This window comes from Vibrio sp. Isolate34, from assembly GCF_022397915.1.
GTDB lineage: Bacteria > Pseudomonadota > Gammaproteobacteria > Enterobacterales > Vibrionaceae > Vibrio.
In genome coordinates this window covers 24,865-37,656 of the sequence record NZ_JAKEUO010000022.1, presented here as the reverse complement: position 1 = coordinate 37,656, position 12,792 = coordinate 24,865, and the positions used below count along the sequence as shown (strand labels likewise).

General features: G+C 44.9%; 12 protein-coding genes. 5 read left to right on the top strand and 7 right to left on the bottom strand.

The genetic code is table 11. The features are described from left to right. Positions 1-6 precede the first annotated feature (6 nt). On the top strand, positions 7-1,257 hold the full coding sequence (locus L1D22_RS19065) for a carboxynorspermidine synthase (RefSeq protein ID WP_239830873.1): 1,251 nt from the start codon (positions 7-9) through the stop codon (positions 1,255-1,257). Between the two features lie 210 nt (positions 1,258-1,467). Further along, the gene (gene nspC / locus L1D22_RS19060; RefSeq protein ID WP_239830872.1) at positions 1,468-2,601 is read left to right on the top strand and encodes a carboxynorspermidine decarboxylase; all 1,134 of its coding nucleotides are present in this window, start codon (positions 1,468-1,470) and stop codon (positions 2,599-2,601) included. A gap of 115 nt (positions 2,602-2,716) precedes the next feature. Here nspC and L1D22_RS19055 read toward each other — a convergent pair whose 3' ends face one another. Continuing rightward, positions 2,717-3,229 (bottom strand): ACT domain-containing protein, encoded by a 513-nt coding sequence (locus L1D22_RS19055; protein ID WP_239830871.1) that lies wholly within the window; start codon positions 3,227-3,229, stop codon positions 2,717-2,719. Positions 3,230-3,462: 233 nt separating this feature from the next. Continuing rightward, the gene (locus tag L1D22_RS19050; protein WP_239830870.1) at positions 3,463-4,371 is read right to left on the bottom strand and encodes a DUF3943 domain-containing protein; all 909 of its coding nucleotides are present in this window, start codon (positions 4,369-4,371) and stop codon (positions 3,463-3,465) included. A 209-nt stretch (positions 4,372-4,580) separates the two neighbouring features. Between L1D22_RS19050 and L1D22_RS19045 the strand changes: the two genes are divergently transcribed. Beyond that, complete coding sequence (locus L1D22_RS19045; protein ID WP_239830869.1) at positions 4,581-5,819, top strand: CinA family nicotinamide mononucleotide deamidase-related protein; 1,239 nt, start codon at positions 4,581-4,583, stop codon at positions 5,817-5,819. A 180-nt stretch (positions 5,820-5,999) separates the two neighbouring features. On the opposite strand, the gene L1D22_RS19040 is transcribed toward L1D22_RS19045, so the two are convergent. From L1D22_RS19040 to L1D22_RS19030, 3 genes are read right to left on the bottom strand one after another with little or no spacing between them, the layout of a single operon-like run. Further along, positions 6,000-6,845 (bottom strand): DmsC/YnfH family molybdoenzyme membrane anchor subunit, encoded by an 846-nt coding sequence (locus L1D22_RS19040; protein ID WP_050648578.1) that lies wholly within the window; start codon positions 6,843-6,845, stop codon positions 6,000-6,002. A 1-nt stretch (position 6,846) separates the two neighbouring features. Beyond that, entirely contained in the window at positions 6,847-7,467 is a 621-nt protein-coding gene (locus tag L1D22_RS19035) for a DMSO/selenate family reductase complex B subunit (RefSeq protein ID WP_239830868.1), read from the bottom strand. A gap of 11 nt (positions 7,468-7,478) precedes the next feature. Next, complete coding sequence (locus L1D22_RS19030; protein WP_076654837.1) at positions 7,479-9,917, bottom strand: DmsA/YnfE/YnfF family dimethyl sulfoxide reductase; 2,439 nt, start codon at positions 9,915-9,917, stop codon at positions 7,479-7,481. Positions 9,918-10,115: 198 nt separating this feature from the next. Here L1D22_RS19030 and L1D22_RS19025 point away from each other — a divergent pair, with 198 nt between their 5' ends. Together L1D22_RS19025 and napF are read left to right on the top strand one after the other, a co-directional pair. Beyond that, complete coding sequence (locus L1D22_RS19025; RefSeq protein ID WP_239830867.1) at positions 10,116-10,682, top strand: molecular chaperone TorD family protein; 567 nt, start codon at positions 10,116-10,118, stop codon at positions 10,680-10,682. Further along, positions 10,682-11,197: a ferredoxin-type protein NapF gene (napF, locus tag L1D22_RS19020; RefSeq protein ID WP_239830866.1), complete on the top strand. Its 516-nt coding sequence runs from the start codon at positions 10,682-10,684 to the stop codon at positions 11,195-11,197. Before L1D22_RS19025 ends, napF begins: the two co-directional genes overlap by 1 nt. Positions 11,198-11,375: 178 nt before the next feature. On the opposite strand, the gene yfaE is transcribed toward napF, so the two are convergent. Together yfaE and nrdB are read right to left on the bottom strand one after the other, a co-directional pair. Continuing rightward, positions 11,376-11,654, bottom strand: a complete 279-nt coding sequence (gene yfaE, locus L1D22_RS19015; protein ID WP_017632068.1) for a class I ribonucleotide reductase maintenance protein YfaE — start codon at positions 11,652-11,654, stop codon at positions 11,376-11,378. Then, on the bottom strand, positions 11,654-12,787 hold the full coding sequence (gene nrdB / locus L1D22_RS19010) for a class Ia ribonucleoside-diphosphate reductase subunit beta (RefSeq protein WP_017632067.1): 1,134 nt from the start codon (positions 12,785-12,787) through the stop codon (positions 11,654-11,656). Before nrdB ends, yfaE begins: the two co-directional genes overlap by 1 nt. Between the last annotated feature and the right edge of the window lie 5 nt (positions 12,788-12,792).

The following is a 12,792-nucleotide window of genomic DNA, read 5'->3' as shown; positions in this document are numbered from 1 at the left end:
AATACTATGGCTATTCTACAAATTGGTGCAGGCGGCGTTGGTTGGGTTGTTGCACACAAAGCAGCACAAAATAACGAAGTACTGGGTGATATCACGATCGCTTCTCGCACAATCGCGAAGTGTGAAAAAATCATCGAATCGATTAAAGGTAAAAACAACCTTAAAGATTCAACTAAAAAACTAGAAGCTCGCGCAGTAAACGCTGACGATGTTGATGCACTTGTTGCTTTGATTAACGAAGTGAAACCAGATCTAGTCATCAACGCTGGTCCTCCTTGGGTAAACATGGCGATCATGGAAGCATGTTACCAAGCAAAAGTGTCTTACCTAGATACATCGGTAGCGGTTGACCTATGTTCTGAAGGCCAACAAGTACCACAAGCTTACGATTGGCAGTGGGGTTACCGTGAGAAGTTCGCTGAGGCAGGCATCACAGGTATTCTTGGTGCGGGTTTCGATCCAGGTGTGGTTTCAGTATTTGCAGCGCACGCGGTTAAGCACCTATTCGATGAGATCGACACGATCGACGTAATGGATGTAAACGCAGGTGACCACGGTAAGAAGTTTGCGACTAACTTTGACCCAGAAACCAACATGCTTGAGATCCAAGGTGACTCTTTCTACTGGGAAAATGAAGAGTGGAAGCAAGTACCTTGTCACTCTCGTATGCTTGAATTTGATTTCCCTAACTGTGGCACTCACAAAGTGTACTCAATGGCGCACGATGAAGTTCGTTCAATGAAGGAATTCATCCCAGCTAAGCGCATCGAGTTCTGGATGGGCTTTGGTGACAAGTACCTAAACTACTTCAACTGCATGCGTGATATCGGCCTTCTGAGCCCAGATCCGCTAACACTGCATGACGGCACTGTGGTTCAGCCTCTACACGTTCTTAAAGCACTACTGCCAGATCCAACATCTTTGGCTCCGGGTTACACAGGTTTAACGTGTATCGGTACTTGGGTTCAAGGTAAGAAAGATGGTAAAGAGCGCAGCGTCTTCATCTACAATAACGCAGACCACGAAGTGGCATACGAAGATGTAGAGCACCAAGCAATTTCTTACACAACGGGTGTTCCAGCTATTACGGCTGCACTTCAGTTCTTCCGTGGCGAATGGGCTGATAAAGGCGTGTTCAACATGGAACAGCTAAACCCAGACCCGTTCCTAGCAACCATGCCTGAAATCGGTCTAGATTGGCATGTTCAAGAGCTAGAGCCTGGGCAAGGTCTACCTCTAATCCATACTTTGAAGTAATTCTGGCTCTTTGCCCTCGTTGCGTTGTTCATCGTGCTCATTTACATTCGTAAACTCCGCGCGATGTCCTAGCTACAAGGAAAAAGTTCTGCGAATTCAATCCAAAGTCGTCGGAATGACGAGAACATATAATTACAAGCCGATGCTGTTGCGTCGGCTTTGTTCGATTATCATGTGCCTTCGTGAACTCGAGGGCCGCAAGGTATTAACATGCAAAACAACGAACTAAAAACGCCGTATTTCATGATCAACGAAGACAAGTTGATTGCGAACTTAGAGAAAGCCAAGCAACTGAAAGAGATTTCAGGTGTGAAGCTGGTATTGGCACTGAAGTGTTTCTCTACATGGGGTGTATTTGACATCATCAAGCCTTACCTCGATGGCACGACAAGCTCAGGTCCATACGAAGTAAAACTTGGTCACGAAACTTTTGGCGGTGAAACGCACGCTTATAGTGTGGGTTACAGCGAAGATGACGTGAGAGAAGTTGCGGATATTTGTGACAAGATGATCTTCAACTCACAAAGCCAATTCGAAGCGTACCGTCATATTGTTGAAGGCAAAGCGTCGCTGGGTTTACGTCTAAATCCGGGCGTAAGCTACGCGGGACAAGACTTAGCAAACCCTGCGCGTCAATTCTCTCGTTTAGGTGTTCAGGCTGACCACATTAAGCCTGAGATCTTCGACGAGATTAATGGCGTGATGTTCCACATGAACTGCGAGAACAAAGACGTCGATGCCTTTATCGGTTTGCTTGATTCAATCTCAGAACAGTTTGGCGAACACCTAGATAAGTTAGACTGGGTTAGCATGGGCGGTGGTGTGTTCTTCACATGGCCGGGCTATGACATCGAGAAACTTGGCCTTGCGCTAAAAGCCTTCTCTGAAAAGCACGGCGTGCAGATGTACCTTGAGCCGGGTGAAGCCATCATCACTAAAACAACAGACTTGGTTGTGACAGTAGTGGATATTGTTGAGAACGTGAAGAAAACGGCAATTGTGGATTCAGCAACTGAAGCACACCGTCTTGATACGCTTATCTACAATGAACCAGCATCGGTATTAGAAGCATCTGAAAACGGCAGTCATGACTACGTGATTGGTTCGTGTTCATGCCTGGCGGGCGATCAGTTCTGTGAAACAAGCTTTGATGAGCCGTTGAAGATTGGTCAAAAGCTTCACCTGTTGGATAGTGCAGGTTACACCATGGTGAAACTGAACTGGTTCAATGGTTTGAAGATGCCATCAATTTACTGCGAGCGCAGCAATGGTGATGTTCAAAAACTGAATGAATTTGGCTATGAAGACTTTAAACGTTCATTGTCACAATGGTCAGTTAAGTAACTGCATATTTGCACTAGAACAATAAAAGAGCAGCCGATGAGCTGCTCTTTTTGTTTTTATATAACGGTTAGTTTGTGTCGTTATGCACTAACCACTAACCACTAACCACTAACCACTAGCCCTCAATCATCACTCGAGTATCTTCACTGAGAGTTTCTAGCTCGTTAACCACGTCATTAATTTGAACTTCGATTGGTAGCTTAACCGCTATTTTAGAAGTGAATAGGCTTGAGCTTACACCGCCACCACCCGCGATAAATACTCGGTGACAGTCCATATCGAGAATACTGATACCTTGTCTATCCAGTACATGCGTCACTTCATTAACGATACCTGCTCGGTCGTTTGAGTCGAGTCTTAGGTGATGGATTGTGTCTTGCACATTGTGCGAATGGTCTGAATCAACAAACTGCACGATGAGATCAGGATTAGCGCTGAAGGCCTCTTTAACAATCGATTCGTTGATGGCTGGAAGTTGAACCTTGAGTACGCCTGCGACTTGGTCTTCAATAAAATTCACTTTACTGATGAGCCATTTTCCGCCGTTTTCGTGAGTAACCGCAGCAAGTTGCTTGATTGTTGCTGGTGATGCTTTTCCGATAAAGTTTACGATAAATGTACTGTTCATATCAGCCCCCAAAGTTTCAATTATTCTTTGCTAATTAAATGTTTGATATCACGCGATAAAGTTCTTTAACTTCAGTGTAGAAGGTTACATCGAACAATGTTTGACCTAGGTCAATTTTTGAAACTAAGCTTCGAGGCAAAAAAAGAGAATGAAGAGTAGGACACAAAAAAGCGGCTAGAGAGCCGCTTTTTAGAAGAGTTTTGGTTATTACCGAAAGTAATCAGGTCTCTGTATTAGAAGGTTACTTTAAAGTTCATACCAACAAACTGAGAATCATATGGTGCGCCAGCATCGTACGCGAATCGAGCGGCGTCTTGGTTATCCCACCAAGGGTTAGTATTCAGATTCACTTCTGCGTCACCGCCCCAAGCATCACTTACCCAGTAGTGGATGTGTCCAACAGGATTTAAGAAAAATAGAGAAACATCACCCATGGTTTGAGAGCCCATCACTTCGCCGCCTGAAGCAATGATGTCTTGCTCTGCTTCTAGCATCATTTCACCAACAACCGCACCGAAGAAAGGAGTGATGAACAGATCTTGCCATGATGGTACTTCAGCAAACGCTTCTACGCCGTATTCCCAGAAGAACGTCGACATCGTCCAAGAGTATAAGAAAGACTCAAACTCATCGTAACCTGCGTGTCGAGCTGCGGTGTAGTAAACACCGCCAAAGTATGGGTGCATAACGTAGTTTAGGAAGTGTTCATCACGGTCCCATACTGGGCCATCAGACACGTTATCTTTCCATTTTTTACCTAACGAGCTGATGTCACGTTGGTCATCATCCCACTTGGTGATACTTTCAGGGAGTAGAGTCATCAAACCTACTGTAGCGACACTTAAGCCCAAAATTGTGTAGGTTTGGCCCATTAGGTAGTCCCAATCCTTCTCTTGGCTCACCAACATGTGTTTTGGTTGTTGGATTGAGAAGTCGTACTCGTCACTTGATTCTCTCAGTGCGTAATTGGTATTAGGCTTGTAGGTGTACAAGCTATCATTAACACAGTAATCTTGAGCACATTCATCCGAATAAGAAAGGTTGATTGGCTGGTCGAAGTCGTATTGGCTTGCAACCGAGTTAACTGACATTAGCATTGAAAATGCAGCAGTAACCTTTGCTAGTAACGGTGATTTTGCCACAAGGGTCTCCATGAGAAGTTAAAAATTGATCAGAGTCACAATTATCTATTAAATGCCTGATTTAGGGAACTAATAATTTATAGCTTTTCCTAAGAAAACCTTAGGTTTAACATTATTAATATTAGTGAAAAGGCGAATTGCTCTAAATTCAACCATAGACCAGTTTGTAAATAATGCAGTGTCTTTTTATGACAACAAGGGATAGAAATATGACGAAAATCGCAATGTTAAGTACAGGTGAAGAAGTTCTTCATGGAGACATTGTAGATACGAACGCAGCTTGGATGTCTGCTGAGTTTTATCAGCATGGTTTTGCTCTTGCTAAGCGCTCAACTGTGGGTGATCAAATGAATGCTCTTGTTGAAGAACTGCTGATGCTGAGCTTTAACTATGATGTGGTTATCGTTAATGGTGGTTTAGGCCCGACAACCGATGATATGAGTGCAGCTGCTGCGGCTGCTGCCTCAGAGCAAAAGTTAGTCATGTTCCCTGAATGGCTCGCTCGTATGGAAGAGATGTTTTCAAGACGCGGCATGCCGATGCCTGACAGCAACCTTAAGCAAGCCTTGTTGCCAGCAAGCTCTGAGATTGTCGATAACCCTGTCGGCACTGCCTGTGGCTTCAAGCTGAAGATCAACGATGCGACTTTCTATTTTACGCCGGGTGTGCCGAGTGAATTCAAACGCATGGTGACCTTTGAAATCTTACCTGATTTGTCGCGCACATATCCTCAAGTGGTTGCATCGGAATGCAGTCGTTTGTTTACGTTTGGCTTATCTGAGTCAGGTATTTCGGATGTGTTAGACCAATTAAAGCTGCCTGAAGGTTATGAGTTAGGCTATCGCTCTTATCTGCCGTTCATTGAGGTGAAACTGTTTGGGCCTAAGTCTGGCTTAGAAACGCGCGTTAAACTGCTACAAATGGTCTACAAGCTGTTAGAGAGCAATGTAGTCAGCGTTGATGAGCCAATGATTGATCATATTGGCCACATCATGGCAGAGAGAAAGAAAACTTTGTCTGTATCTGAAGTGTCGACCAAAGGTGCGCTTTCGGCTTGGTTACAATCGAATGAACAGGTTGAAGATTGCTTTGGTCACTCATGGGTAATGGCTGAGCCAAAAGAGAGTGAACTCGAGAAGAGCGACCCATTGGCGGCGACTTTTGCCTTAGCGGGCGCAACCAGAGAAAAGTGCGGCACGGAATTGGCCTTGGTGACGGGCAAATTAGAAGGTAATACATTCAGCATTGCGCTATCGAGCGAAGCGGGTGAGTGGGGACAAGTGCTGGAATTTTATCGCCAATACAATCGTGAAGATGCACGTACCATTATCAAAACCGTTGCCGCTGATATGTTGAGAAGACATTTAGATAGCAAACCTATGTTTGGTGACTATTCTTCACTTAAACGCGTGAAGGATATGTTTATCCCTTCGGCTATCATCAAGTAAGCAGCTCTTGTCGCTAACCAAGTTCTCGCGAGCTAAGACCTCTTGAACTAAGGTTAAAACAGAATAAATAAAAAGGCCCCACATCCAGTATGGTTGCGGGGCCTTTTGTTTATCTAGCCTTCTAGATAAGCCAACAAGTGGCGAATAGCTTTGTAGCTAGCACTTAAACTGAGTAAGTGATTACAAACCGCTTGTCATGTGTAGGCTGTAGAACAAGCCACGGCCAATGAGTTCTGAAGCTAAGAACAGTACCAATGCTAGGCCTAGGTTTACTGGGTTCACTTTTGCTTTGTTTAGCATAGGTAGAATCCAAATCAGTAAGCTTGCCATCAGTAATGCAACTTGAAGAATCACATAGCTGCCTAAACCGTCAACCAACTCAGAGGCTTTTGCTGCTGAAGTTTGGATGTCGCCGATTAGGTTCAGTTTGCCTACTGTTACAAGCAAGCTGATCGCAACCGCAATCACAGCCAGCATGGTGATGTTACGGTCAACTGTAAAGCGGCTGTCGTTTGCGAACACAATCACGAACTGAGACAGCAGCAAGCCACCCACAACCATAGTCATGATGAAGCTCAGTGGTGTGTAGATGTTGTCCCATGTTGGTACGGTGTTGATCATGTATACGTTGATCATCGCGTACATGAAGATAACACCCAGCACCATAGCACCTACCATCAGTGCTTTCTGGATAGCCACGCCACCTTTCTTAACCACAGACAGTAGCCACTGTAGGCCGCCTACTGCGAAAAATGCCGCGCCGAAGAACACTTCGTTAGACAACCAAGCCGAACCTAGTTGGTTAAAAGCATTGAACGCGCGCAGTGGAGAACCTAGGTGCGTTGTCGAGAACATAAAACCAAGACCCATTAATGCCCACAGAATGAACATTGGAACCTTGTAGCTGTTTAGTTTCTCTTCGTCATGACCCAGTACCAGTGCACGAGCACCAATAAGTAAGTAACCACCCACGGCTGTTTGAGCCAGTACCGTAAAGAAGATCAAAGACCACTCATGAAAAATCATCTTACACCTCCTTCGGGTTTGCTAGGTGACCACTGGTATCGCCAGTCGGCTTCGCGTTTTTGTTCAGCTTAATCACGATGTTTGGCAAGGTTTCGGTAGAAGATGGCAGTGGCGCAACGTCTGCACCAGACCCGTACTTCTCGCGAAGCGTGTTGATTTCACCAAACTCCAATGCGCGAAGTGGGCAAGACTCAACACAGATAGGCTGTTTGCCGTCAGAAACACGTTGGTAGCAACCATCGCATTTTGTCATGTGACCTTTCTTCGCATTGTATTGTGGTGCGCCGTAAGGGCACGCATTGCTACAGTGCTGACAACCAATACATACACTTTCGTCAACCACAACCAAGCCGTCTTCATCACGTTTGCGCATTGCGCCCGAAGGACACACTTTCACACACGCTGGGTTCGTACAGTGGTTACAAGCGATAGACAGGTAGTAAGAAAAGACATCTTTCTGAACCCAGGTGTCGCCATCTTGAGTGAAGCCACCACCTGCGTATTCGTATACGCGACGGTAGTTCGTTTTGATGTCTAGATCGTTATAATCTTTACAAGCAAGCTGACAGGTTTTACAACCCGTGCATTTACTTGAATCAATGTAAAAGCCGTATTGTTTCATTCCAACCTACCTTATGCTTTCTTTAGCGCTTTGATTTGAACTAGGTTTGTATGCTGAGGATTACCCTTAGCAAGTGGGCTCGGGCGCTGAGTAGTCAGCACGTTGATAGAGCCTGCATGGTCGATCTTCTGACCATCGGGTGCGTACCATGCACCTTCACCTAGTGCGACAACTCGAGGAAGAATCCTTGGTGTCACTTTCGCTGGAATATGTACTTCGCCACGGTCGTTGAAAATACTCACCATGTCGCCACTTTCAATACCACGTTCTTTCGCATCGATTGGGTTGATCCACAACTCTTGCGGTGCCGCAGCTTTGATCTCTGCAACGTTACCGTAAGTTGAGTGCGTACGAGCCTTGTAGTGGAAACCCGTTAGCTGAAGTGGGTACTTCTCTGCTAGTGGATCGTTATGACCTTCAAAAGAATCCGCGTAAATCGGAAGTGGGTGAATCACTTCGTCTTCTTTCAGCTTCCACGTTTTCGCGATATCAGCCAGTTGCTCTGAGTAAATCTCGATCTTGCCACTTGGTGTAGTCAGTGGATTCGCTTCAGGGTCTTTACGGAAATCTTCGTAAGCGATGTAGTGGTGGTCGTAGCTACGCTTGTAGATGCCTAACTCTTTCATCTCTTCGAAGGTTGGCAGTGTTGGATCGTTCTTACGAGTTTCCGCGTAAAGATGCTCAATCCATTGCTCTTGAGTACGACCTTCTGTGAACTCTTTTTCTACGCCCATGCGCTTAGCAAGCTGAGTACACATCTCGTAGATAGATTTCGCTTCGAACTGAGGCTCAATCGCTTTTTGTGCGTAGATGAAGTAAGGCATGTTCGATGCTTTACCATCCATACACCAGTCGTCTTGCTCTGATGTGGTTAAATCAGGCAGGATGATGTCGGCGTATTTCGCAGAAGAAGTCATATGGTTATCAACTACGACAATCATTTCACACGCACTCTCATCTTGAAGAATCGCGTGCGTCTTGTTGATGTCTGAGTGTTGGTTGATGATGCAGTTACCTGCGTAGTTCCAGATCATCTTGATTGGATTCTTAAGGCGCTCAGCACCACGAACACCGTCAGTGATATCTGTCATCTCATGGTGACGGTAAATCGCGTCTGTCCACATGAACATTGAAATGGAGGTTTCAACTGGGTTTGGCACAGTCGGGAAGCGAACAAACGGAATGTTGATGTCACTTTCACGAGCACCTGTCGAACCGCCAGATACACCCACAGAACCAGTGAGTAGCGACAGCATTGCGATTGCACGACAAGCTAGCTCACCGTTCGCAGTACGTTGTAGACCCCAACCTTGGTGGATAGCACACGGTTTCGCTGTGCCCATCTCGCGACCCAGTTTAACGATAGTATCAACTGGAATGCCTGTGATCTTAGAAGCCCACTCTGGTGTCTTCTCTACGCCATCTTCACCTAAACCTAGGATGTAAGATTTGTAGTCACTGTTTTTAGGCGCTGATGCAGGAAGGGTCTTCTCATCGTAACCGACACAGTATTTGTCTAGGAACGGTTGGTCGACTAGGTCTTCAGTGATCATCACGTGCGCAAGACCCGCTACCAATGCAGCATCCGTAGAAGGACGAATTGGGATCCATTGGTCTTCACGGCCACCGGCAGTATCGGTGTAGCGTGGATCGATGATGATCGTTCTTGCGTTTGATTTGTTTTTGCTTTCTACGTAGTGGTGGATCAGGCCGCCGCCAGACATACGAGTCTCGGCAGGGTTGTTACCAAATTGGATGTTAAGCTTAGTGTTCTCTAAGTCAGAGAAAGAGTTGTTGTTTGCCCAACCACCGTAGGTGTAGCTCAAGCCTTTCGCGATTTGCGCTGTTGAGTAGTCACCGTAATGGTTTAGGTAACCACCACTTAGGTTCATTAGACGCGCAATCAGCGTTTGTGCTGGTGGCCAAGACTTAGTTACCGTACCACCAAGCGTACCTGTGCCGTAGTTTAGGTAGATAGTGTCGTTACCGTAGTCTTTGATAAGGCGTTGCATAGTGCCAGCGACTTCATCATAAGCCTCTTCCCAGCTAATACGCTTAAACTTACCTTCACCACGTTTGCCCACACGTTTCATTGGGTATTTCAGGCGATCTGGGTTGTAAACACGGCGACGCATAGAGCGACCACGTAGACATGCACGAACTTGGTGATGACCGTATTCGTCAGTACCCGTGTTGTCTGTTTCTACGTATTTGATTTCACCGTTTTGCACATGCATACGCAGTGGGCAGCGAGAGCCACAGTTTACGGTACATGCACTCCATACGATTTTCTCATCCACATTCTCAGCAACCGCAGCCGCGACTGGTTTGGATTTGAAAGGTAAAGCGATACCGCCCGCAAGTGCGGCTGCACTACCTACTGCAGAAGAAGCTTTCATGAAGCCTCTTCGAGTAAGGTTCATTACCCCAGATTCTTTCTTATTCGTCATTCTAAGATGCCTATTGTTATTGATAGCTAGCACTTTATAGGTAGTTTGGCTTCTATGTTTTTATTTCTAAATATTGATTGATTGGCATCAAATAAGAGCAAAATTTAAATGTTATGAATCGAATGTATAAAATAGATCAAAGAATCTAGTCGTCTTATTTATACAATTGTCGTTAAACCAATTACGGTATAAATAAGAATGATTATTGATACGCATAAATTGCTCGGTTCATTATTTTATCAAGCAACAAATAAAGAACAGTTATTAGATATTGTTCAGGCACTAGTAGAGAGCCAAGTCTTATCAGAAGACTGTTTACTGGCACTTCAAAACGAACAAGAAGACGCTCTAGCTGCAGAGTTTAGCCGCTTGTTTGAAGGCGTTGGAGACATGCCAGCTCCGCCTTGGGGCTCTGTGTACTTAGATAAAGACCGTGTGGTGTTTGGTGCATCGACTGTGGAATATCGACAGTTTTTAGAATTAAACCAAATTGAATTACATACAGGTTTAAGAGAGCCAGAAGATCAATTTGGTTTAATGTTATTCGCTCATGCGTATTTGTTAGAAAACAATAATATTAATTCAGCTAGTGAATTGCTTGAGTGCCACTTATTACCCTGGTCTTCTATTTATTTAGATAAATTAAATACAGCATCAGATTTATCATTTTATAAGAAGCTATCAAGTGATGTAATAAATTGGCTTAATCAATTAACATCTGAATATAATTTAAACGTTGCTACCAAAAAGTTATATATCGACTAATGTCTGAGCAAATAAATTCAAATAGGCGTGGTTTCTTAACTCGACTCTCTAAGCCAGTTAAAGCGGCGACAAGTTATGAAGAGAAATCACAGCGATTACATGCTAGGCCACCTAGGGCTGTCGATGAGGTGCTGTTTGAGCGTCTTTGCGACGGTTGTGGGCTGTGTGAGCAAGCGTGTCCGAATAGCGTTATTGAGATGCTAGAAGGCAGTGCGCTGCTGAATTTGGATTACAACAGTTGTTCGATGTGTAATAAGTGCAGTGAAGTGTGTCCGACTGGCGCGCTGCATCAAACAGTGACGTCTTATATCGACTTGAAGCCCAGCTTTGCTGATAGCTGCAATAACTACATGCAAATGGACTGTAATGCGTGCCAAACCGCGTGTTCTGCCGGTGCGATATACATTGAAGCCGGGGAGTTGCCTACGGTCGTTCAAGATAAGTGCAATGGCTGTGGAGAGTGCCGAAGCGCTTGTTACATTGGCTCTGTGACTCTGAACCTGACTCAACAGTAGCCATCTAGTTTGGCTCGGTGGTTGAGAGCTAAAAACACGAATAGAAAAAGGGTCCGCATTCCAAGAGGAGGCGGACCCTTTTTAATACTTATCATCTCTGATGAAGCGTTTGAACTTACGTGATTCTTCTAAAGCGAAAGCAAATGAAACTAAGCAGGCGAACTTAAACCGAATAGACTTAGGCGCGCTTCTGTTTGCTTCTGTGAATCACGTTACTCAGCGATAAATCGGTTTTTGCTTTGCAGATGCATGGCAAAATCTCATCGCCTTGTGTGTAAGCCATAGCAAAACCAACGTACTCAACTTCACCAGAATCCAACGTACAGCGGCATGCGCCACAGTGGCCATCTCGGCAGTTGTATTCAGGTTCTAACCCAGCTTGTTCCATTGTTTCCAACAGAGTGTTTGAAGGGTTAGATTCAATCGAAGTCAGCTTGTTGATTTTGATTGTTGGCATTACAGCTCAAATCCTTCAAAGTCGTCAGCTTTTACTTCGTTGTCGATTTGACCAACTAGGTAAGAACTAATTTCAGCTTCTTGTGGAGCAACTTGTACGTTATCTGAAGATAACCAAGCGTTGATCCATGGGATTGGGTTTGATGTCGCTGCTGGGTAAGCAGTACCTAGACCAACCGCTTGCATACGGATGTTGGTAATGTACTCAACGTATTGGCAAAGAATGTCTTTGTTCAAACCGATCATAGAGCCGTCTTTGAATAGGTATTCTGCCCACTCTTTCTCTTGCTCTGCGGCTTCTTTAAACAGATCGAAACACTCTTGCTTGCACTCTTCAGCAATTTGCATGAATGCGAAGTCGTCTTGACCGTTACGTAGCAAGTTGATCATGTGCTGAGTACCAGTCAGGTGAAGCGCTTCATCACGAGCGATTAGCTTGATGATTTTAGCGTTACCTTCCATTAGCTCACGCTCAGCGAATGCAAATGAACATGCGAAACTTACGTAGAAACGAATTGCTTCTAGTGCGTTTACCGACATTAGACATAGGTAAAGTTTCTTCTTCAGGTCGTGAAGTGAAATCTTAACGTCTTCGCCATTGATGCTGTGGTTGCCTTCACCGTAGCGGTGGTAGTCAGCCGTTAGCTTGATTAGGTCGTCGTAGTAGAAAGCGATGTCTTTAGCACGCTTAAGGATCTCTTCGTTTTCAACGATGTCGTCGAATACTACGCCTGGATCATTCACGATGTTACGGATGATGTGCGTGTAAGAACGAGAGTGAATTGTTTCAGAGAAAGACCAAGTCTCAATCCAAGTTTCTACTTCTGGTAGTGATACCAATGGAAGTAGGGCAACGTTCGGGCTACGGCCTTGGATAGAATCTAGAAGTGTTTGGTACTTCAAGTTAGAGATGAAGATGTGCTTTTCATGCTCAGGAAGCTTGTTGTAATCGATACGGTCGCTAGACACGTCAACTTCTTCTGGACGCCAGAAGAAAGAAAGCTGCTTCTCGATAAGCTTTTCGAAAATTTCGAATTTCTGTTGGTCGTAACGTGCCACGTTGACCGACTGACCCAAGAACATTGGTTCTTTTAGTTGGTCATTTTTTTGCTGAGAAAAAGTACTGTAAGCCATAAATG